The organism is Halalkalibaculum sp. DA3122 (assembly GCF_043951865.1).
In the GTDB taxonomy this organism is placed as follows: domain Bacteria; phylum Bacteroidota; class Rhodothermia; order Balneolales; family Balneolaceae; genus JAMQKA01.
This window is the reverse complement of record NZ_JBINJF010000004.1, coordinates 68,314-92,096: the sequence shown is the minus strand read 5'-3', so window position 1 is coordinate 92,096 and position 23,783 is coordinate 68,314. Positions and strand designations below refer to the sequence as shown.

Below are 23,783 nucleotides of genomic sequence, written 5' to 3'. Positions count from 1 at the left end.
CCCCTGACCGCTTCAAATATGGTAGCGCGGAATAGCTACCCGCGTTATTTTTTGATTTCGGTAAAAGGAATAAACTTGTGAAAATTTATACTCTCTTTATAAACAAGTAGTTAACTACTGGTAGTTGAAGTTCTAACCAAAAGTGATATCCAACAGTAAAAAGGTATCGGTATGTCCGATAAAATTACTCGAAAAGACTTTATTCTTAGAACAGGAGCTGCATTTACCGGGATAAGTGCTCTGGGTTATTCCTCTATACTTGGAGCAAATGACACGATAAATGTTGGTGTCATCGGAACCGGGAGCCGTGGTACCTACCTGGCCCAGGAAATCGCACAAACTTCTAATGTCCGATTGGTTGCCTGCTGCGATGTCCGCCAGGAAAATCTGGAGCGCGGCCTGAGTTATGCTGTCAACAACGCAAAGGGGTACACTGACTACCGCAAGATGCTTGAACACCCGGAACTGGATGCCGTGATCATTGCAACGCCGCTTTCTTTGCATTATGAAATGGCCCGGGATGCGGTAAATGCCGGCAAGCATGTGTATTGTGAAAAGACTATGACCTACGCCATTGAAGAGGCCCAGAAGCTGGCCGCCCAGGTTCAGGATTCATCATCAATATTCCAGGTTGGGTACCAGCACCGTCATAACCCCTTGTATCAACGAATATATGAGCTTGTCAATGATGGTTCGATAGGACCGATCTCGTACGTCAAATGTACATGGAACCGGAATGGCGACTGGCGGCGGCCGGTGCCGAATCCCTCGCTGGAGCGACTGATCAACTGGCGGATGTATCGCGAGTACTCTCAGGGTCTTATGGCGGAGCTCTGTTCTCATCAAATCGACATCGTCAACTGGGTGCTTGGAGAGGTTCCAGGCAGGGTGTCGGGCTTTGGAGGCATCGATTACTGGAAAGACGGGCGGGAAACCTATGACAATGTGCACACCATTTTTGATTATCCTTCCGGCGTCAAAGGAAAGTACACCGCCATTACCACCAATGCACACGAAGGCTATTCCATCCGGTTTTACGGTAAAAAGGCGATGATTGAAGTCAGGGATGTTTCGGGGCACCAGGCCAGCATCTACGCCGAACAGCAGGCCCGGCAAGTCCGTGCAGACGATAACCAGGCTGATGCCATAACGGAACCCACAAACAAAGCCTGGGAGCAGGGCGAGCCGATCCCCCTGAAGGTTGAAGGACAGGCCAACCAAGAGGCAGGAACCACACAAATGGCGCTTACCCACTTTGTGAAATGTATTATTGATAACAAACAACCGCTTTCAAATGTAATTAATGGACATGATTCCGCGATATGCGTAATAATGGCCAACAATGCCATGCGTAATGGCACCATCGAACCGTGGAAGGAAGAGTACGCGATTTAGCCTGCATTTTCCACGAGAATCATGTTAGATTTCTTGGTGAAAAATGCAGCCAGGTGTGGGGTTGTTGTAGGTGATAACGCGATTAAACAATTAAGGCGCTGCAGCCGACGGCTGTGGCGCCTTCTTTTTTAGAAAATTAAGAAAATAAGTACTGGCGCAAGTGTGCCATTTTTGAATAATAGCACGAGCGAGACGCACACACTAGTGGCAAAATTTATCCTACATTGAATTCACGACATTCTATTATTCTGCCGGTACAAGCGCCTGATAAACAGCACTCTCAAATGCCTCCCGAATGCCGCTTCCATAATAGGGAACGACCTGGATCATGAGCACGGTAACGAGATCTTCTTTGGGATCAACCTCGTAGTCGGTGCCATAGGCCCCGCTCCAGCCGAATGTGCCTGCGGATGTAAATCCATTGGCCCCGAGGCGATCGCTGGTCTCAAATCCGAGTCCAAATCCCATGCCCTCATCACTGAACAGATCACCTACTTGATTCGATGTCATCAGGGCTATGGTATGTGGCGACAGATATCGCTTCCCGTCGAGGGCACCGCCCCGTCGAATCATCTCCAGGAAGCGGGCGTAATCCCGTGCGGTTGAGAGCAGCCCGGCACCACCTGCAAAGCTGCGACGTGGTCCCTCAACATAGTCACCTTGTCCACGGGGACCATCAGGAGCACGCAGCACGCGGTTGGAACCCTCCGTTGGTGTATACACCGTCGCCAGCCGCTCCTCTTTTTCCGGGGGCAGGAAGAAATGCGTATCCTCCATTCCAAGCGGACCGGTAATGCGTTGTAGGAAAAATTGGTCGAGCGGCAGGCCGCTGACCCGCTCAACCACACATCCCAGGATATCCGTGTTGTATCCATATACCCAGTCGGAGCCCGGTTGAGCCACGAATGGCAGAGTGCCGAGACGGTCCATCGTTTCGCAGATCGGTTCCTCGTCATCGGCCGTGTACCAGCCGTAGGTATCGCCATAGCCCAGCCCTTTTTCTTTATAAAGGTCGGCAACTAACGAACTGCCGCCATAAGAAATTCCGGATGTGTGCGTCAACAGATGCTCAATGGTAATTGGGCGGTTGGCGGGGACAATGGCTCGGCCGGTGTCGGTTTGTACGGCGACGGTCGAATTTTCGAACGTGGGCATCCAGCGGCTTATTGGATCGTTGAGGTTGATTTTACCTTCTTCCACCAGCATGAGAATGGCCGCGCTGGTAATGGCCTTGGTTTGCGAGGCGATCCGGAAAATGGCATCGGTGCCCATCCGGCGATTGGATTCGCGGTCGGCCCACCCGGCGGCGTGTTCATATACAATTTCGCCATCCTGCATAACGAGGCCCACCACTCCGGCTACTCGCCCCTCGTCCACATAATGCTGCAGTACGGAATCAACCTGTGACAGCCGATCGGGATCAAGAACGTTACCTGAGGTCAGCGAATCATGGTATTGGGCCCAAGCCGTTCCCTGAGCTACCGTCAAAAAGAGCAAGAAGGTCCCAAGCAGGAGCAATGAGGAAGATTGAATCAGACGTTTTGGATGCATGACATAAATATAGTTTGATTACTTCGAACCATAGCATAGACTGAACTCAAATAAGTTGTGACGCTATTTTACGCCAGCCCAAACAATTGTGGCAGCCACAGGCTCAGGGCCGGCCAGAAGGTAACCAGCAGCAGGGCGATAATCATGGCCACGAAAAGCGGTAGTAATGGTTTTATCACTTTTGGAATAGTCGTTCCCGCTATGCTTACGCCCACGAACAGCAGTGTACCCACAGGCGGTGTACAGATACCGATGCAGAGATTCAGTACCATCATAATGCCGAAGTGAACGGGGTCCATGCCCAGCTCCGTAACGATAGGCAGGAAGATGGGCGTAAAGATCAGTACCGCCGGGGTCATATCCATGAACATACCCACGAACAGCAAGATCATGTTAATAAGAAGGAGAATCACGACCGGGCTGTCACTCAAAGAAAGAATGCCGTTACTGATGGCCTGTGGAATGCTTTCAAATGACATAACCCAGGACATGCTGACCGATGTAGCAATCAGCAGCATTACGATGGAGGTGGTCTTTACCGCCCCCAGCAGAATATCCGGTAGGTTATTCATCGTTATTTCGTTGTAGTAATATCCAAGTACCAGGGTGTAAACCACGGCAATGGCGGCAGCCTCCGTTGCCGTAAATATACCGGCGATGATACCCCCGATTACGACTACCAGCAGAAAAAGGCTGGGGAACGCGCTCATAAATGATTGAATCAGTTCTTTAAAGGTACCTCGTTCCCCGACCGGGAAGTTTTTGCGCAGCGTCCATACTGCCGCCACGGCCATCAGCGAGAGTCCCACGAGAATACCAGGCAGATAGCCCGCCACAAACAGGGCGGCAATGGAGGTCCCCCCGCTTGCCAGGGAATAGACGATCAGCGTATTAGATGGTGGTATAATCAGCCCGGTCGTGGAAGCACTGATGTTGATTGCCGCTCCAAACTCTTTGGTATATCCCTCTTTTTCCATCCTGGGTCCCATAATACTGCCGATTGCCGAGGCCGCCGCTACGGAGGAGCCCGCAATGGCCCCGAAAAGCATGGCTGCAACCACGTTGATATGAGCGAGCCCTCCGGGCAGTGCTCCCACCACGTTTTTGGCAAATTCAATCAGCCGGGTGGCAATGCCGCCCTTGTTCATTAGTTGACCGGCCAATATGAAAAAGGGGATGGCAAGCAGCGTAAAGCTGTCCAGGCTGGTGACAAAGCGCTGGGCCATCGTCGTTAAAGCTGTAATGGTTTCAATGCTCAGGAGGATGGTAAGCACGCCGGAGATACCCAGCGTCCAGGCTACAGGCACGCCTATGCCCAAAAGAACAACGAAGCTTAAAACGAGTACCAGAATTTCATACAGTTCCATAAGTTCCTATAGGTTTTCGATGTATTCGGCGGGTGTTTGATTCAGAATTCGTTTAATATCGGAAAGCTTGTAGTACAGGATCAGCAATCCACTGATGGGCCCGATCGAGTAAACGTAGGCGATCGGTACCTGCAATGTGGAAGAAAGCTGTCCGTATATGTGGGTGTAATAGACGAGTACACTGCCCCCGATCACCAGTACGGTGATAACAAAAAGGAGCACGACAGAATGGATAAATATGGCCAGTTTTTTCTGCCCCGCGGGACTGAGCCTGTGCGAAAGCAGGTCGATGGAGAGGTGCATGTGCTGGCCGGAAGCGTAGGCTGCTCCCAAAAAACTGACCCAGATCAGCAGAAAGCGAGCCAGCTCATCCGTAAATATACTTGGAGAGCCGAGCACATAACGGGTAAACACCTGCCATACAACGTCTACCACCAGCAGGCCCATTAGAAATACGAGTGTGTATTTAGTGATGGTATCTACCGTGTCTCTCATTTTGTCTCCTGGGTATTTGCAGATTGAACCTGTTGACTGTCGGGCTGAATCTCCCTGATTTGTTCGACCATCTTGTAAAGTTCGGGATTTTGCTGGGCATATCGGTCGTAAACCGGTTGAACAGCCTCCTGAAATGGACCCTTGTCAGGACGAATAATTTCTACGCCCGCTTCCGTCACAATATTCATCGCCTCCTCAACGGCTTCATCCCAGAGCACTTCCTGCCGGGCGGCCGACTCCTCCACGGCTTGAGAAAGCCACTTTTTTTCCTGGTCGGTCAGGTCGATCCACACATTGGTGCTGATCACCAGGAAGTCCGGGACCGAGGTGTGTTGGTCCAGCGAGTAGTAGTTACAGACCTCGTAGTGGCGGGCGGTATGGAAACTCGGCGGGTTGTTTTCAGCGCCGTCCACCACGCCGCTTTGCAGGGCGGTATATAGCTCACCGTAGGCAAGGGGAGTGGGAGAGGCTCCGAGCGCCTGCATCGTTTGAATCGCCATCTGGCTTTCCTGCACGCGAATTTTCATACCATTCAGATCAGCAGGCTCCCGTACCGGTTTTTCCACCGTGTAAAAGCTTCGGAAGCCGGCATCGTAGTAGGTCAGGCCTTTCAACCCGTATTCGGCCCCCCGCTGCAGTATCTCCTGGCCGATAGGTGCATTCTGGACAGCCTTCAGGTGGGCTTCATTGCGGAACAGGTAGGGCAGGCTGAAGATCGTAACGGCAGGAACTATTTTGCCGAGTGCAGCGCCGGATATCTTGGTCATGCCCACGGTTCCGATCTGCACAAGCTCCAGCAATTCGCGTTCGGATCCCAGTTGCTGGTTGGGGTACATCTCGATCTTCAGCCTTCCGTCCGAAATTTCTTCAACCCGTTCATCCATGTAGGCCATCGCCTTGCTTACCGGATGCTCCAGGTGCATGGCGTGGGCCATAATTAGTGTTTTAGACCGGTCGGTAGCGGTATCGGATCGGCTGCACCCCCAAAAGAGTAGCAGGGCCATTGAAAATAATAATAGATTCGAACTGTAGAAGTTTGCTGTTTGTGTCATAGATTTTTGAGCTATGGTCATAAATAAAGCAGGTAAAAAAGCCTGTAATTTTCGCCTGTCCGGGAAAAGAATGTCAGTGTAACTGCGGTTTTTCCCGAAAATTTCAAATTACCCTTGAACCTTGTGCAACAGGTTGCATTCTCAATCCTGCACCCACAATTTGATTTCAAAAATGGTATCTCAACCCGTAACCGGTTACTTGTCCCGTTTGCCCAGTTCGTTTTTATTTTATTTGATTTGGTCGGAGGTTTGTATACCACGCGATTTGATCAATAAGATTCGAACATATTTAAAGTGGTAAACCGTTCGCAAATCAATATTCAAATACAAATTTTTCGCAATGATAACAAACCCAAATTTGAATTATTCAGGGTAATATTTCGGTTTTACGAATTTTTAACAGGAGCGGGATGGAAGTCAAAATACTCCCGGGCGTTATAGTAGCAGATATCAGATACGATTTTGCCGAGCCACTCGATATCATCGGGCAGTTCGCCGTTCGCGACGTCGTTGCCGATGAGGTTGCAGAGAATGCGCCGGAAATACTCGTGCCGCGGAAATGAGAGGAAGCTCCTGGAGTCGGTAAGCATGCCGATAAAGCAGCTCAACAAGCCCATGTTCGAGAGAATGTTCATCTGTTCTTCCATCCCGTCTTTTTGATCCAGGAACCACCAGGCAGACCCGTATTGTATTTTCCCTCTTACCGAACCGTCGTTGAAATTGCCGGTCATGGTCGCCATGACTTCATTGTCGGCAGGATTTAGATTGTACAGGATTGTTTTGGACAGTTCCCGGTTTTTGTCCAGCTCATTAAGAAAATTGGCCAGTGCCCGGCTTTGCTGAAAATCTCCGATGGAATCGAATCCAACGGCCGGTCCCATTTTGTTATACATTCGCTCGTTGGCATTGCGAAGGGCGCCCAGGTGAAACTGCTGTACCCAGCCGTGCTCGTTGTACATGCGTCCCAGCTGGAGCAAAATGTGGGATATCAGCGCTTGCTTCTGCTCCTCGCTCAGCTCTTTTCTCTGGTTGCGTATCCGGCTATAATAGCGATTCAGCTGTTCCGGGGATACAGGGCGGTAGTACATCCGCTGCAATCCGTGGTCCGAAAGACGGCAGCCGTGTTGGTGGAAATAGTCAACTCGCTGTCCGAGGGCCTCCAGCAGGGAATTGAGCGAGCTTATTTCGATATTGCTGGCCTCCTGCAGCTCATCAATGTAGCTGTTGTAGGAGGCGGGGTCATCGAAGTTAAACGCCGCATCGGGGCGGAATGCGGGGAGCACCGTAATCTCAAAATCACTGTCCCGGAGGGCCTGGTGGTGATCAAGAGTGTCAACGGGGTCGTCGGTCGTGCAGACCACTTCCACGTTCATGCGCTTCAGAAGGCTGCGGGCGCTGAAGTTCGGTTGTCGAAGCTGTTCGTTGGCAGTAGTGTAAATGTCATCAGCCGTATCTGTATTCAGCAGGGTTTCGATGCCAAAATAGTTTTTCAGCTCCATGTGAGTCCAGTGGTACAGGGGATTCCGCATGGTGTAGGGCACCGCATAAGCCCACTTTCGGAATTTTTCCCGGTCCGCGGCGTTGCCGGTGATATATTGCTCATCGATGCCCAGGGTACGCATGGCCCGCCATTTGTAGTGGTCGCCGTCTAGCCAGATGCTGGTGAGGGTGTCAAAATTACGATCCTCACTGATCTCGGCCGGGGGGAGGTGAGAGTGGTAATCGATGATCGGCATGTCACTGGCGTAGTTGTGATAAAGTTCTCTTGCTTCCTCCGAGTGCAGTAAAAAGTCCTCAGTCAGAAATTTTCCCATCGGTATATCCCTTAATTCCATATTAATACAAACGTTTGCACAAGGTAAATAATAAGTCGCCTGCTATATATCAAGCCAAAAGAAAAACAAAGTCTGGGGTAGAGAGGGTTTGGGACTCGGCCATAAAATCAGCCGTTCTTCTGTGATGATCCCCGGATGACCAGTTTTGGGTTCAGTAGTGTTTTGCGCGGGGTGAATTCGGTATTGGATTCGCTGATCTGCTCCAGGAACAGTTGGGCCGCCAAATTACCCATCCGCTTGGTGTGCTGGTCAACGGTGGTCAGTCCCGGTTCGATAAAAGATCCCGACACGTCATTGCTGTAGCCCACGAAAGCCACATCGCCGGGGATCTCAATGCCCTGTTCCTTGAAAACCTGCATGGCGCCCATCGCAGCAAAGTCGCTGGCCGAGAATACCGCATCAGGCAGTTCCGGCATCTCCAGCATGCGGTGAGCCAGGGTCTGTCCCAGTTCCACCACCCGTTCCATCGAAAAGATCAGATCCTCCTCCATGATCAGGTTGTTGTCGATGGGAATGCCATGCTCGCGCTGGGCGTCGATATATCCTTTCAGGCGATCCTGGTAGATGTTGATGTGCTGCTTGCCGGCAAAGTGTACGATGCGCTTGCATCCCTGTTCAATCAGGTGGGATACCGCCTTGTAGGAGCCCAGGTAGTCGTTGGTAACCACGGCATTTACATCCAGCGATTCATTCACGCGGTCGTACAAAATAAGTGGAACTCCCTGCTGTTTTACCTTTTTAAAGTGCTCAAAATCCGTGGTCTCCTTGGCCACAGAAGCAATGATTCCGTCAACCTGGATCTTTAGCAGCGCCTCAACGTTGGTCTGCTCCTTGGAGAACTGGTCATCGGACTGGCAAATCACGAGGTTGTACCCCTCGTCGCGGATGACCTCCTCGATACCCCGAATCACGGAAGCGAAAAAGCTGCGGTCGGAGGTGGGCACGATAACCCCCAGGATATTGCTTTTGCCCTTGACCAGCGCCGCGGCAATATTGTTGGGCTGGTAATTTAATTTTTCGGCCACATCCCACACTGCTTCTTTAGTGGCGGAGCTAATTCTCGGATGGTTCCTCAGCGCCCTGGATACCGTGGAAGCGGTGATGTCCAGTTCTTTGGCAATATCCCGGATCGTTGTTTTTTTCTTTTTCATTGTATAGTCATGTAGTCGGGAACCGGAGACCGTCTGTAACCAACGGCTGGCGGTGGCTCCCCAACGTGGATAGTAGAAATTAGTAGTTATGATTTAGAGGCCAGGCACAGGCCAACAAGCAGGTGACGTCTGTTTCGACGTATGTGCGTGTACAAGATCAGATTCCGATTGTGCTGATAAGACCGTCAGGCCCCGATATTTTGACTAAACAATGTATAGGAATGTATTAGCAAAAAAACAAAGCAGAATATTCCTGAAAACCATTGATCCCTATCTGAATCTATACCGGAACAGGAGTCGTTTGCAACCAGGCGGACGTTTCAGAGGCATCGCGGGCGTCTCCGCGATGTTACTACAAACGGAGTTCGCCACAACATGCTCAATATCAACCTGATTTATAAATTTCATTACGGATTAAACCAAATTTTGTCAAAAAGTTGTATAAAAAAATAATTATTGCAAACGTTTATTCAACAAAATTTGATATAGATCGGGGTTGGAGTTCTTTTACTACGGGAAAATACGTAAAACAAAAGAGTTAATGTTAAAAAATGTAAATATAATTGATAAAAAAGTCTTTTCACTTACTTTTGGGTAGTGCAAACGTTTTCGCACAAAGTGCAAAACGGGAAAACTCACACAGCAAATCCAACACAAAAGGGAAAGGGGAATAATATAGCAAAAGGATAAGGATAAGGTTTACTTCTGGGAAGGGTCTTGGGTTAAAGGCCTGGATCCTGAATACAAAGACGTTAACATTTCTCTTTTTAATCTCAAACTTACTACAAAGGACTGAATATGGGGAAAATAACTACAATAAAGGTTCTGATATTTTCTATATGTGCGGCCTTGCTCGGGGGACTCTCCCCGCAGGTGCACGCGCAAGGCACCCACGAAGTCAGTGGGACAGTCACTTCTGCCGAAGATGGTCAAACCCTGCCGGGAGTAAATATTTCGGTACAGGGAACATCGATTGGTACTTCCACCGATGCAGATGGTGAATATTCATTTAATGTACCTTCAGCCGAAGGAACACTCGTTTTTTCATTTGTCGGATTCCAAACCCAGGAGGTGCCCATCGAAGGGCGTTCAACCATCAACGTTAAGCTGGTATCCCAGACATTTGAAGGGGAAGAGCTCGTGGTTGTAGGATACGGTCAACAGGAACAGCAGGATGTTACCGGCTCTGTTTCTTCGGTCTCCTCCGACCAGATTGCCGAAGTTCCGGTAAGTGATGCCGCTTCTGCGCTGCAGGGACGAGCTGCCGGTGTTATGGTGGCCAATTCCGGCGGCAACCGCCCGGGCGATGGCGTTACGGTGCGCATTCGGGGTCGCCGTTCGTTGACGGCTTCCAATGACCCGCTGTTTGTGGTCGACGGTATTCCGTTTAGCGGAAATCTGAACGATATCAACCCGCAAAATATCGAGTCGATGGAGGTATTGAAAGATGCTTCCGCCACCGCTATTTACGGGTCTCGCGGTGCAAACGGGGTTGTGCTGGTCACGACCAAGCGCGGTGGAAATCACGAGACGCTGGTTTCGTATGACGGTTACCTGGGAGTTTCTCAACAGCTCGAGGAGCCGGACATGATGACCGGACCGGAATTTGCCGAGATGCGTCGCGAAGGATTCAGGGCCAACGACAACTACACGGGCAATGATGAGAACCACTTTACGGAGCCCGAGCTGGAGTCGATCGAGAGCGGGGCCACCTATGATTATCCGGACCTTGTCACCGATCCCGCCGGGTACCAGCAGAGTCACCAAATTACCGTGCAGGGCGGGAATGAGAGCACGCGGTTTGCCATAAGCGGTAACTTTTTTAATGAGATCGGTATTATTCCCGGCCAGGATTTTGACCGGTACACGGTCAGGATCAATCTCGATCATGATGTGAGCGACCGTTTCCGCATCGGTACCTCCACGTTGTTGTCTCGATTCGACCAGGCCTATGGCACCAATCCCTACGGCGGCGCGGTGGCCATGAACCCGCTTGGTAACCCCTACAACGAGGATGGAACCCTTGATTTCAGGCCGACAGACGACGGGCTGGTAGCAAATGTGCTGAATGACCTGGTCCCCGGCAAAATGCTGGATGACCGAAAGCGGATGCGGATCTTCAGTAATATTTTCGGGATTTACGATTTCTCGGACAATTTCAGTTATCGCATGAATTTTGGTCCGGATCTTTCTTCTTTTACCCGCGGCGTTTTTCAGGGAACCCTGACCACGGCCCGCGGAGAAGGGGTGCCATATGCTGAAAAGCGGAATCGCACAACCCAGGCTTATACATTCGAAAATATTTTAACGTACGAGCAAACATTTGCTGATATTCATGAAATCGACGCCACGGGGCTGTTTAGTATTCAAACAGATCGTACGACTAGAGATAGTGTGTCGGTTTCCGGTCTGCCGTACGAAACCCAGAAGTATCACAATTTGGGAACGGCCAGCACCGCTGAAGACTTTGGCAGTTATCTTACAGAATGGGGCATGATGTCCTTTATGGGGCGTGTCAATTACCAGCTGTACGACAAGTACCTGTTTACGTTTACCGGTCGTGCCGACGGTTCCTCCAGGCTGGCAGAAAGTAAAAAATGGGGTTTCTTCCCCTCCGCTGCCGTGGGCTGGAGAATTATTGAAGAGCCGTTTATGCAAGAGCAGGACCTGCTGTCTGAGCTCCGGCTGAGGGTCAGTTACGGGGTTACCGGCAACACCGCCATTGATCCCTATCAAACCCAGGGGACCCTTGCAAGAACCACCTACCAGTTTGGTGATAACGCCGGCTACGGCTATCGGCCGGGGCAAATTTCCAATCCCAACTTGCAGTGGGAGACCTCAAAGCAGTGGAATGTAGGGCTGAACTTCGGGCTCTGGAACTCCAGGGTTACCGGTAGTATAGAGTACTACCAGACCAACACCACGGATATGCTGCTTGAACGAAACCTGCCGATTACCTCCGGGTTTAACAGTGTGTTTGAAAACGTGGGTGAGACCAAAAACACCGGGCTGGAATTGACCGTGAACAGCCAGAATCTCGTCAGTTCCGGTCGCGATGCGTTTAGCTGGAGCAGCGACCTGATGTTCTTTACCAACAAGGAGGAGATTATTGATCTCTACGGCAACCAGCAGGATGATGTGGGTAACGAATGGTTTATCGGTGAACCGCTGACGGTGTGGTACGATTATGAAAAGATCGGCATCTGGCAGTCCGACGAGGCCCAGGAGGCCGATTCGTACGGGCAGGATCCGGGTGAAATTAAGATTAAAGATCAAAATGGCGACGGTACTATCAATGAACAGGATCGCGTGATCCTGGGATCGGATATGCCGGACTGGAATGCGGGTTTTGCCAACCATTTCAGTTATAAAGGATTTGACCTTTCGGTCTTTCTTTACGCGAGTGTAGGTCAGACCATCGTTAATAATTATAGAAATGTTACGCTAAATGGCCGAACCAACGATCTGGATGTCGATTACTGGACAGAAGACAATCCTACCAATGCGTTCCCGCGGCCCGATGTGAGTCGTGAGTATCCACTCTACCGAAGTACGCTTACATACCAGGATGGGTCATTCTTGAAAGTGCGCAATATCAGGCTTGGATACAACTTGCCTCCTGATTTGGTTCAGCAGTTTGGACTGCGCTCTATGAGAGTGTACGCCAACGCCGAAACGCCGCTGCTTTTCTCGGAAACGGGGAATATCGACCCTGAGCAGTATGGCGGGGTAATTGAAGCAGACGTTCCGACGACCCGACTCTACACTGTTGGCGTAAACATTAATTTCTAAGGACAAAGGATTTAGCGTGATGAATAAATTAACTTATACATCGATATTATCGCTTTTGATCCTCATTGTTGCATCTTGTGACGTGCTGAATGAGGAGGTTGTCTCCGATGTAACTGCAGAAACACATTTCACGACTCCAAGCGGGTTTGAAGATGCAGTGAACGGGGCGTACGAACCACTCAGGTCGTTTTACGGGGCTGAGCAGGGAGGAAATCTTACCGAGTACGGTACCGACCTGATCCAGAATGCAGGTCACGGAGGCTTCCATTATATGAATCAGTATAATGCCGGTCTTAACTCGGAGGCAAGTCCCATGCAAACGCTGTGGGATAATTACTATATCGCCATAAATTCAGCCAATGCGGCGATTAACCGTGCTTCCGAGATCGAGGATATGGACGAAGGGCTCAAGAATACCAGGCTGGGAGAAGCCCATTTTCTCCGGGCTCACTACTACTTTCACCTAGTGGAACATTTTGGTCCCGTTCACTTGACTACGGAGGAGACCATCGGGGTTGAAATTGAGGCTACTCGAGCTCCGGAATCAGAGGTCTACACCCAGATCGTCTCCGACCTGGAGACCGCCATTAATAACCTCCCCTCCGATCCGTCGGAGCAGGAGTGGGGGCGGGCAACCGAGCCGGCTGCCAAGATGCTGCTCTCCCAGGTGCTGTTGACGAGAGGATACAAGGACTTTGCCGAGAGCGATGACTACAGCCGCGCGGCCACGCTTGCTGAAAGTGTGATCAATGATTACAACTTCCGGCTGCTGGATGATTACGAGATGATCTTTGACAATGACAACGAGGAGAATGAGGAGATCATCTGGGCCGTCCAATATGGCAAGGATCCGCTGATTAACGGTCCGGGTAACCGAAGCCACCTCTACTACCGCCCATGGTATGAAGTGTACGGCGGAGACGGAAGTGGCGCCGGGCTCGTTCGCAGCCTGGAGCCGGGCTATGGTCGCCCCTGGATTCGATTTAAAATGACGCCGTTTGCCCTGCAGAACTACCGTCCCATCGACCAGGATTCACGGTACAAGAAAAGCTTCCAGGATACATGGTATTACAACGATGCCGCAAGTCTTCCAACAGATGAGTATCCCAATGTGGCTGTAGGCGATACCGCGATCTATATCGATCCGGATATGACAGCACAGGAGGTTGAGCAAAACCAGGACAGTGCTCCCTATTACCTGATGTCCTGGGCTACAGCGCACACCAACGAAAATATCAACATGTTCCCCAGCCTTAAAAAGCACGACGATTTCCAGCGCCCATCGGTCAACGAAGCGGCTGGTAATAAAGACTATATCGTCTATCGTCTTGCAGAGGCGTACCTGTTTGCCGCCGAGGCGCGCTACCAGATGGGTGAACTGCCTGCCGCCGCCGATCATATAAACGCTGTTCGGGAACGGGCGGCCTGGCCGGGAGAAGAAGCCAATATAACCGCCAATACGCTGGCCAATCTCCAGAACGAGGGGCTTGACTACATCCTCGATGAGCGGGGCCGCGAGTTTTACGGCGAGCAAAAGCGGTGGATCACTCTTAAGCGAACGGGCAAACTGCTTGAGCGGGTCAGAAATTATGCAGGCTTGCAGGAAAGTCGCGACAATATCGAGGAAAGGCACCTGCTTCGCCCGATTCCGGCTACGCAGATTAACCGAACCGACGGGGGATATGAGCAAAATCCCGGCTATTAATATTGCCTTAGGTTCTGATATATTATAAAATTAACACTGCCTTGGGAGAATCCACTCCCAGGGCAGCTATTTTTAATCCATAATGATCCAACCAGCTTATGAAAAATGCTACAAGGAAGCTTTGCGGGTTTCTGTCTCTTGTTATTGCGGTGGCATTCTCAGCGTTTCCGGCTGACGCGCTTTTTGCACAATCACAGGAAATAGCGGAAGTTACGGTAAAAGCGGGAGAATATGACCGGAGCAATACCCCGGTAAGTGCCTCTTTGAACGGTATTCCACTGGGACTACAAACTGGGCAGGAGCTGCAGCTCTACGAAATTGTTGACGGTGAACAGCATCCCGTCGCCTCGCAGGTTGATGCGGATGGATATGACAAGACGCTCCGCTGGATATTGAGGGGAGAAACGCCTGCAGGAGCAAAACGAAATTATTTATTAAAAAGAGTCCCCGAAGACAAGACCGGTGAACCCGAAAAGGCGGTTCACATTACCGATGATGGAAAATCATTGACGTTGATGGTCGATGACCAAAAAGTTCTTAGCTACCGGTATGCGACTAAATCTCCCCCTGAAGGGGTCTCAGATCTCTATTCGCGCAGTGGATATATCCACCCGCTCTGGTCGCCGGAGGGAGAGGTGATTACCCGGATCCAGCCTTCCGATCACTACCATCACTACGGCATATGGAATCCCTGGACGCGAACCGATTTTGAAGGTCGCGAAATTGACTTTTGGAACCTGGGTGACGGAGAGGGAACCGTGCGCCACAAAGCGATTCCCCAGATCATCGAAGGCGAGGTTTTTGGAGGATTTGAGGCCTTCCTGAACCACGTGGATCTGACCGCCCCCACACCAACGGGAGACAAGGTCGCTCTCAATGAAAAGTGGGAAGTAAAGGTATGGAATGCAGATCCGGAGAACGACATCTGGCTGGTCGACTTTGTTTCTACGCTGAATCCGGCGTCAGAGTCACCGGTAACGATCAAGGCCTACCGCTACCAGGGGTTCAGCCTGCGGGCCACCGAAAAATGGAGCGATGACACTGCCACCTTGCTGACCTCGCAGGGAAAGGACAAGAGCAATGGCAATGCCACGCGCGCCCGCTGGACCGACATCAACGGGGTGTCTCACGTCGGAACGTCCGGTATTTTGTTTATGACCCATCCCGGCAACCAGAATTTTCCGGAACAGCTTCGAATCTGGCCGACAGGCGCCAACGGGGGAGAGGAAAATGTCTATTTTAACTTCAACCCTGCTCAGGAACAGGATTGGCACCTGGAGCCGGGCAACAGCTATAACCTGAAATACCGCATGATGGTCTATGATGGCAAAATTCAACCGGAAGATGCGGAGAGCTACTGGCAGGATTTTGGGAATCCACCGGAGGTTGAGGTCCGGAAAAAGGTTCTCGAGGGGAGCCGTGTCCTGGTGTATACCAAAAACGGGGAAGGGTATGTTCATGAAAACATTCCCAACAGTATCGAGGCGATCCAGAACCTGGGCGAGAAATATAACTTTACGGTTGATGCGTCAGAGGATCCCTCGGATTTTACGGAAGAAAACCTGAAGAAGTATGATGCGCTGGTATTCTCAAATACCAACAATGACATCTTCAATACCGAAGCCCAGCACAAGGCCTTGCAAAACTATATGAAAAACGGAGGCAATTTTGTGGGTATTCACTCCACTTCCGGTGCTGAGCGCGACTGGCCCTGGTTCTGGAGTCTGGTCGGCGGTACCTTTCACCGGCACGCTCCCTTCCAGGAATTTACGGTGAACGTAACGGATCACTCCCACCCGTCTACCGCGTTTTTACAGGAAGAATGGGTACGCGAAGATGAGTGCTATTATCTGAAGCAGTTGAATCCCGATGTCAACGTACTGCTTCACGCCGATATGACTACGGTGGAAGATGAGGAGAAGCAGCAGTATCCCGGGGATGTTTTCGGTGATACATTTCCACTGGCCTGGTACCATGAATTTGAGGGGGGACGTTCCTGGTATACTACGCTGGGGCACAGTGTGGAGGATTATGACGACCCGGTTTTTGTACAGCATATTCTGGGCGGTATAGAATGGGCCGTTTCAGGGGGTTCTCTCAAGTAAAATATTAGATGTGGAGGGCTTTATTGCACCACGAACCAGCAGTTGTGAACGAGCTTCTGAACCCTGGTTTTGCAAAACCCCCGCCAAAATATTCAAGAAATAAAGTTTAATACTAAAATGGAATGTAGCTATGGATAAAAAGAACAGTAGTGGCAACAAAATGACACGGCGCGAATATTTAAAGACCTCCGCTATGGGCGGGGCGGGACTCTTCTTTGCCCCCTCTATCGTCCCTTCGTCGGTGATGGGATCAAATCCACCGAGCGAGAAGATTAATATCGGCCAGATCGGCTGCGGGCGTATTGCCCGGGGACACGACCTGCCGGAGACCATGAAATATGATATGGCCCGCGTGGTGGCAGTCAACGATGTGGATATGGACCGGGCCCGCGAGGGAAAAGAGCTGGTAGAGCAATATTATGCCAGGGAAAAAGGCAAAGAAAATTATGTCGACGTAGCTGTCTACCAGGATTACCGGGAGATGCTGGAAGACCCCGAAATTGACGCCGTTATCATCAGTACGCCCGACCACTGGCATGCCCAGCCGGCCATTGAGGCGGCCCTGGCGGGCAAGGATATCTACCTGCAGAAACCGGCTTCACTGACGATTGAAGAAGGGCGTGCCATGAGCGATATTATCCATCGCACCGGCACGGTATTCCAGATCGGAAGCCAGCAGCGATCGGTCAACCCGTGGCCGCAGTTCAAGCGGGCCTGCGAGCTGGTTCGCAACGGCCGCATCGGTGAGCTCCAGCATGTGGAAGTGGGGCTGCCCGGCGACCCCGGCGGGGGCGATACGACCCAAATGCCGGTGCCCGAAAGCCTGGACTATGACATGTGGCTGGGCTCAACACCCGACGTTCCGTACACCGAGCAGCGCGTACACCCGGAAGAAGGATACTCACGTCCGGGCTGGCTGCGCATCGAGGCGTATAGTGCGGGCATGATTACCGGTTGGGGCGCCCATCACATCGACACGGCCCACTGGGGCATGGGCACCGAGCATTCCGGTCCTGTGGAAATAGAGGCAACCGCTGAATTCCCAACCGACGATCCCAACTACAGCGGACTTTGGAATGTTCACGGCGATTTCAAGGTAACAGCCAAGTACGCCAATGGCGTTACGATGACCGTGGGGGGAGACAACAAGCAGGGCGTCCGTTTTGTCGGGTCCGACGGCTGGATTTACGTCTCACGGGGCGATGTGGGAGTAACAGCGAGTGATCCGGTCAGCGCCCAGAAGCAGACGGAATCGTTCCAGGCGAGCGATCCGAAGATACTGCGCTCCGAGATCGGGGAAAACGAAATTCACCTCTACGAGTCAGAAGAGCAGCACGGCAACTGGCTGAAGTGCATAAAATCGCGTGAACTGACTGTGGCCCCCGCCGAGGTGGCACACCGCTCGTGCAGCGCCTGCCTGGTTTCTCATATCGCCATGAAACTGCCGCGCAAACTGTACTGGGATCCGGTCAATGAGCGGTTCAAAAATGACGATGAGGCCAATGCCATGCTTTCGCGCCCGCAGCGTTCACCATGGGGCGTGAAGTATATTGACGGGCTGCGAATTTAGATGAACCGCATGGAGGCGCCTCTCTGGTGCCTCCCATTTTTTGTGCTCTCGATTTTGATTTTATCTTTATACTGATCGTAAACAGTCATTAAACAAACGACAAGAGGAAATAGTGAAGAATCTGTCACTTAAACGAATTGCATCACTGATGATATTACCCCTGGTTTTTTATTCCTGCTCCGGTACCGAAACCGGCGACAGCACAACTGCAGATAATGAATTTACCGGCGCGCCCGGGGAGGTAAAGCTGATGACGGTGGATCCGGGCCATTTCCACGCCAGTCTGGTACAAAAGTACAGCTATGACCAGGTAGACTCTGTTGCCTACGTGTACGCTCCTGAAGGATCGGACGGTTTGGAACGGCACCTGGCCCGTATTGAGCAGTACAATAATCGCGAGGAAAATCCCACTAACTGGGTGGAAGAGGTCTATACCGGGCCCGATTTTTTTGAGAAGATGATCGAAGAGCGACCCGGGAATGTAGTGGTGCTGGCCGGCAATAATGCGAAAAAGACCAGCTACATAAAGCAGTCGGTTGATGCGGGGTTGAATGTGCTTTCCGACAAGCCGATGGTGATCAAGCCGGAACGGTTTCCGATGCTCAGAGAAGCGCTGGAGCAGGCCCATGAAAACGGGATTCTGCTCTACGACATCATGACCGAGCGGTTTGAAATAACCACGATACTGCAGCGTGAGCTCTCCCGCTACCCGGATGTGTTTGGCGAGCTGGAAAAAGGTACGCCCGAGGATCCTGCTATTACGAAAGAAAGTGTGCATCACTTTTTTAAATATGTCTCCGGCCAACCGCTTATTCGTCCGGGCTGGTTTTTTGATGTAGACCAGCAGGGAGAGGCGATTGTAGATGTTTCCACCCATCTTGTGGATATGATATTGTGGGAAACCTTTCCCGGGCAGGGCATCGACACTACCGATGTGAACGTGGTGCATGCCGACCGGTGGGCCACGCAGATGACTCCGGATCAATTTACCAAGGTTACGCAGATGGAGCCGTACCCCGAGTACCTGGAGGAAGATCTGGATGAAAATAACAATTTGAATGTGTTTGCCAACGGATCGTTTGTCTTTACCGTAAATGGGGTGCACGGCAAGGTTTCGGTTGAATGGGACTACCAGGCGCCCGAGGGAGCCGGTGATACCCACTACTCGATTATGCGCGGAACGAAAGCGAATTTGGTTATACGGCAGGGCGAAGAGCAAAATTATACGCCCACCCTGTATGTTGAGCCGGTGAATGGCAGCGGTGGCGAGCAGTTTGAACAAGCCCTTAACAGTGCAATCGAAGAGATTGCCGGTGAATATTCGGGCGTGTCACTCACTCCCTCCGATAACGGATGGCAAGTGGTTATCCCGGATGAACACAGGATCGGTCACGAAGCCCATTTTGCGCAGGTCACGGAACAGTATCTGGATTATCTTGTAGATGGGGAAATTCCTGAGTGGGAGCGAAAAAATATGCTGACCAAGTATTTTATTACCACCCAGGCGTATGAGAAAAGCAGATAGGCTCGTTGCCGGTGTTGGACATCATCACCGGCGTTAACCCATGAGCTTTGCTCGGGTGAATTATTTATCTCGTCCAGGCGCAAGTATTGTTCTTCTTGCAACGTACAGGTGGAGATCCGGGTAGATATAGAGGCTGAAATTGGCACGATAAACTCCGCCTGGGACGATTCTGGCTACACTTTTCAGAGCTCCCCAGGAACAGGTTCCCGGGTTAAATGTAAGCCCACATTATTCACAGCGATCAATATCATCCTTCAGTTCGAATTTTTGTCTACAGATTAATGCCGGAAACATCTTTTATAAAGCAGTGCTATCCGATTGCGAAGCTGATACTATCTTGTTTTATACTTGTCGCTTTCCTGCTTGCCAGGCCTTTGCAGGGAGTGGCACAAAACAACACTTCTGTCGATAAAACGATAGATATCGAGGCGGTTGCCGGGTTAAAATATGACAAGGTGCGGCTGGTGGTAGAACCGGGCTCTGTCGTTCGGTTAAGGCTGGTAAATGCCGATGAAATGATCCACAATTTGCTTGTTGTAAAACCGGGTACCCGGGAAAACGTGGTAAAACAGGCAGAAGCGATGGGAGCAGAGGGTGTTGAAGCCGGATTTGTACCTGAATCCCCAAACGTGCTGGTAAGCACCCCGCTTCTTGACCCGGGGGAAGAAGCCTCGGTCATATTTGAAGTCCCTGACCGGGAGGCGACATATCCCTATGTTTGCACTTACCCGGCCCACGGCATGGTGATGTACGGGGCTATTTATGCCACCCGAAATCCTGACGAGCTCCCGCCGCTGGATGAAGATCCGAATATCCCGGAACCGGTGCTGAACGAGATGGCCGCATCCAACGCCATGCATCCATACCCGATGGAAATGCCCACCATCACCCGTCTTTTTATGCCGGAATCGAGTCCCGCTGCCATTGCTGTGGGTATGGAAAAAGATCAATCCTACAACTGGGATGCGGGATACGGCTTCCTGCGGTACGCCTGGGACGGCGGCTATATCGACGCATCCAAACAGTGGGATGCCAAAGCGCATGAAGTAGCTGAATTGGAGGGTGAAATCTATTACCGGAATACCACCGGGTTCCCGTTTCGGGTGGGACACCAGGATTCGGTGCCCCGGCCCAGCTTCCAGGGATATCGCATGGTAGACGGGTATCCGCAGTTTAAATATCGAATGGGAGAGATTGTGGTTCGCGAATTAATTTTGCCGGCTGATACCACGCCCGGCTTTCGGATTGAGTATCGTCTTGAAAATGTAGAGCAGCCGATTTGGTATGACCTTAGTACCAACGATAATCTGCGGGTTGCGGTGTCAAAAGGAACCAGGGAGGCAGATACCGTCAAACTGACGCCCAAAGAGGCGGAGGAGTTTTCAATAGCATTTATTTCAGAAAAGTAGATAACGAGAGTATGAGAGGAACGGCACTCGGAATAATTTGTATCACAGGTTTGCTGATCCTCCTGACGGGAATGGGATGCGAGCAGGCATCACCGACAGGGGGACCTGCCTACAGCGTGGAAACGATCGAGACGCCGGAGAGACTGAGTGTGGAGACCGGGGGACTCGACTTCCTCCCGGACGGCCGGCTGGTAGGATGTTTCCGCCGGGGAGAGGTTATGACCTATGACGAGGAAACGAAAGAGTGGGACTTATTTGCCTACGGCCTGCAGGATCCCCTGTGGATTAAAGCCGTTTCCAACCACGAGGTGCTGGTGATGCAGCGGGCCGAACTAACCCGCATTACAGATACCGACCAGGATGGAAAAGCCGACCTGTATGAAACGGTTACCGATGACTTCGGCATGTCGGGAAATTACGCTGAGTTTGCATACGGACCCGAAGTCGACAGGGAGGGCAACTATTATATCGCTCTCAATACCGCCTCTGCCATGGCCGGTGTATACGACATTATACGTGGAGAATTTTCGTCCGCTGGTCGCCAGGGACGCATGTATTCAGCCGTTCCCTATCGCGGCTGGGTGCTCAAGGTTAAGCCTGACGGCACAACGATTCCCTGGGCCAGCGGACTTCGTTCTCCAAACGGGCTTGAGATGGACGATGAGGATAACCTGTTTATACCGGATAACCAGGGAGACTGGCTTGGCACCAGCAAACTCTATCACATCAAAAAGGATCATTTTTACGGGCACGCGCCCAGCCTGGTATGGGAAGAGGGATTTGAAGATATTGAGCCGCTTGAACTGCCGGTTCCGGTGTTGGATAAGATGCGGACGGAGGCGGCCATCCAGTTTCCGCACGGCTTTTTTGTGAATTCTCCCACACAGCCGCTCATCGACAGAACCGCCGGGCAATTCGGACCGTTTTCCGGGCAGATGTTTGTGGGGGAGATGAATCACAAGCGCATTGTACGCGTCATGCTTGAAAAAGTGCAGGGTGAGTTCCAGGGAGCAACGACCTCTTTTATCGATTCCACGGGACTGAATATCGGCAATAACCGGCTGGCATTTTCGCCCGAAGGGGAGTTGTGGGTAGGCCAGACCGATCACGGCTGGCCCGGGGACCAGGGAATTCAAAAGATCACCTGGAACGGCATCGTCCCGATGGAGGTACTCACCATGAGTCTCACTAAAAAGGGGTTTGAGCTGACTTTTACCAGGCCGGTGGATCCCGAGACCGCATCCGATCCCGACCGCTACCACTTTGAACGGTATTACTATAAATATCACCAGCCGTATGGATCAGATCGGTATGGCATTAAAAATATTGAGGTCTCGGAGGCCGAGGTCTCAGGTGATCACAAGAAAGTAAACCTAACGATTGAAGATCTTGAACCCGGGTTTATCTACGATATGCGTATCCAGGGGCTGCCCGCTGAAAACGGGGATTCGCTGGTTCACAACCGGGTATATTATACCTTGAACCGGCTCCGCTGAATGAATCATCCGATGTTTATGATTATTGGATCGGCATCCTGTTATCCATTTGGAACTGTGTCCGCAAATATTTGAAATACGATGAAATTAATAGTAAATAGTACGCTCGTAAAAGGGTAAAGGAAATGGAAATCTAAATCACCGGGTCAGACTCTGCCGCTAATTAGGTAAATACCTTCACTTGTGATATGGCTCGGTTTATTGAATATGTTGTGGTTTCCCTTTTAAAACCGCGAACATACCGGAATATAGGATTATTACCCTTTTACAAAACATGCTGTGAGGGACCTTTGCAGAACCTGCTATTTGGCTGGGAGGTGGTTGTACCGACCCCTTATTATTGTTTTTTAAACGGGAGTACAACTCTCCCTGGAACGAAGATTTCAGGGTTTTGCAAGCCCTCTATAAATTAATCTTACTTGAAAACGGATATAATTATGAACAGACTGAAAAATATGAGCACCTTGGTACTTCTGCTAACGGTTATACTGCTGGCGGGCGTAAACAGTGACTATTTTGTGACTCCTGAAGCCGACCTGCATTCAACATATCTTCCGCAGGATGGAGAGTGGACCAACCTCATTCAAGGAGATCTGTCCGAGAACTGGGTGCAGCGCGGAGGAGAGGCCAAATATCGTATCCAGGGCAACCAGATTGTAGGTACCACGGTACCGGATACGCCCAACAGTTTTTTGTGCACGAAAATGGAATATGGCGATTTTGTACTGGAGCTGGAGGTAAAAGTGGATCCGGAGCTGAATTCAGGCATCCAGATTCGCAGCCAGAGCAAGGCATCGTACAATAACGGCCGTGTGCATGGCTACCAGGTCGAGATCGACCCCTCTGAGCGTGCCTGGAGTGGCGGCATCTATGACGAAGCCCGCCGTGGCTGGCTGGATGACCTGGAGGGACAGCCAGAAGCCCGAAAAGCTTTTAAAAATGGAGAATGGAATAAATACAAAATCAGGGCACACGGAGATACCTTGAAAACATGGGTCAACGGGGTTCCGGTCGCGCACCTGGTTGACTCGATGGACGCCAGTGGCTTTATAGGGTTGCAGGTGCACAGTACCGATCATGAAGAACCCCTGCAGGTACGCTGGCGCAATATCCGGGTCAAGCTGTTGGAATAGAATCTCATGGACAGTAAAATAAGTAATTTGCCCGCAGACTTATTTTGAAGGGCTACATATCGGTATCCTGAGTGCCGCAGCCCAATCAACCTGCGGGCAATATTATGCTGAGTTTGCAAGATTTGGGGATACGGCATCAGGTTCAGGGTTCAGATGTGTATGCGGGCCAATATCCAGCGTACCTTCTCTTGCTATAACTTCA

General features: G+C 51.1%; 15 protein-coding genes. 9 read left to right on the top strand and 6 right to left on the bottom strand.

What is annotated here, in order from left to right; genetic code table 11:
- The first annotated feature begins 171 nt into the window (after positions 1 to 171).
- Positions 172 to 1,395 (top strand): Gfo/Idh/MocA family protein, encoded by a 1,224-nt coding sequence (locus ACG2F4_RS04090; RefSeq protein ID WP_395258751.1) that lies wholly within the window; start codon positions 172 to 174, stop codon positions 1,393 to 1,395.
- A gap of 243 nt (positions 1,396 to 1,638) precedes the next feature.
- Here the strand turns inward: ACG2F4_RS04090 and ACG2F4_RS04085 are convergent, their stop codons facing one another.
- From ACG2F4_RS04085 to ACG2F4_RS04060, 6 genes are all read right to left on the bottom strand, one after another.
- The gene (locus ACG2F4_RS04085; protein WP_395258749.1) at positions 1,639 to 2,946 is read right to left on the bottom strand and encodes a serine hydrolase domain-containing protein; all 1,308 of its coding nucleotides are present in this window, start codon (positions 2,944 to 2,946) and stop codon (positions 1,639 to 1,641) included.
- A gap of 68 nt (positions 2,947 to 3,014) precedes the next feature.
- Positions 3,015 to 4,313, bottom strand: coding sequence for a TRAP transporter large permease (locus ACG2F4_RS04080; protein WP_395258747.1), 1,299 nt, complete (start codon positions 4,311 to 4,313; stop codon positions 3,015 to 3,017).
- 6 nt (positions 4,314 to 4,319) lie between these two features.
- Positions 4,320 to 4,808, bottom strand: coding sequence for a TRAP transporter small permease (locus ACG2F4_RS04075; RefSeq protein ID WP_395258745.1), 489 nt, complete (start codon positions 4,806 to 4,808; stop codon positions 4,320 to 4,322).
- Entirely contained in the window at positions 4,805 to 5,860 is a 1,056-nt protein-coding gene (locus ACG2F4_RS04070) for a TRAP transporter substrate-binding protein (protein WP_395258743.1), read from the bottom strand. The genes ACG2F4_RS04075 and ACG2F4_RS04070 overlap by 4 nt, the downstream gene beginning before the upstream one ends.
- Before the next feature lie 386 nt (positions 5,861 to 6,246).
- Positions 6,247 to 7,695: a glucuronate isomerase gene (gene uxaC, locus ACG2F4_RS04065; RefSeq protein WP_395258741.1), complete on the bottom strand. Its 1,449-nt coding sequence runs from the start codon at positions 7,693 to 7,695 to the stop codon at positions 6,247 to 6,249.
- Between the two features lie 107 nt (positions 7,696 to 7,802).
- Positions 7,803 to 8,846, bottom strand: coding sequence for a LacI family DNA-binding transcriptional regulator (locus ACG2F4_RS04060; protein ID WP_395258739.1), 1,044 nt, complete (start codon positions 8,844 to 8,846; stop codon positions 7,803 to 7,805).
- Positions 8,847 to 9,644: 798 nt separating this feature from the next.
- Between ACG2F4_RS04060 and ACG2F4_RS04055 the strand changes: the two genes are divergently transcribed.
- From ACG2F4_RS04055 to ACG2F4_RS04020, 8 genes are all read left to right on the top strand, one after another.
- Positions 9,645 to 12,638 carry a SusC/RagA family TonB-linked outer membrane protein gene (locus tag ACG2F4_RS04055; RefSeq protein ID WP_395258737.1) on the top strand — a complete coding sequence of 998 codons (2,994 nt, stop codon included), beginning with the start codon at positions 9,645 to 9,647 and terminating at the stop codon, positions 12,636 to 12,638.
- 19 nt (positions 12,639 to 12,657) lie between these two features.
- Positions 12,658 to 14,343, top strand: coding sequence for a RagB/SusD family nutrient uptake outer membrane protein (locus ACG2F4_RS04050; RefSeq protein WP_395258735.1), 1,686 nt, complete (start codon positions 12,658 to 12,660; stop codon positions 14,341 to 14,343).
- Between the two features lie 98 nt (positions 14,344 to 14,441).
- Entirely contained in the window at positions 14,442 to 16,448 is a 2,007-nt protein-coding gene (locus tag ACG2F4_RS04045; protein WP_395258733.1) for a ThuA domain-containing protein, read from the top strand.
- A gap of 130 nt (positions 16,449 to 16,578) precedes the next feature.
- Positions 16,579 to 18,018 carry a Gfo/Idh/MocA family oxidoreductase gene (locus ACG2F4_RS04040; RefSeq protein ID WP_395258730.1) on the top strand — a complete coding sequence of 480 codons (1,440 nt, stop codon included), beginning with the start codon at positions 16,579 to 16,581 and terminating at the stop codon, positions 18,016 to 18,018.
- A gap of 148 nt (positions 18,019 to 18,166) precedes the next feature.
- Positions 18,167 to 19,543: a putative oxidoreductase C-terminal domain-containing protein gene (locus ACG2F4_RS04035; protein ID WP_395258728.1), complete on the top strand. Its 1,377-nt coding sequence runs from the start codon at positions 18,167 to 18,169 to the stop codon at positions 19,541 to 19,543.
- A 383-nt stretch (positions 19,544 to 19,926) separates the two neighbouring features.
- Positions 19,927 to 20,952 (top strand): plastocyanin/azurin family copper-binding protein, encoded by a 1,026-nt coding sequence (locus ACG2F4_RS04030; RefSeq protein WP_395258726.1) that lies wholly within the window; start codon positions 19,927 to 19,929, stop codon positions 20,950 to 20,952.
- A gap of 11 nt (positions 20,953 to 20,963) precedes the next feature.
- A complete protein-coding gene (locus ACG2F4_RS04025; RefSeq protein ID WP_395258724.1) occupies positions 20,964 to 22,448 on the top strand; it encodes a hypothetical protein in 1,485 nt (494 codons plus the stop codon).
- Positions 22,449 to 22,885: 437 nt separating this feature from the next.
- Positions 22,886 to 23,581 carry a DUF1080 domain-containing protein gene (locus ACG2F4_RS04020; protein WP_395258722.1) on the top strand — a complete coding sequence of 232 codons (696 nt, stop codon included), beginning with the start codon at positions 22,886 to 22,888 and terminating at the stop codon, positions 23,579 to 23,581.
- The last annotated feature ends 202 nt before the right edge of the window (positions 23,582 to 23,783 follow it).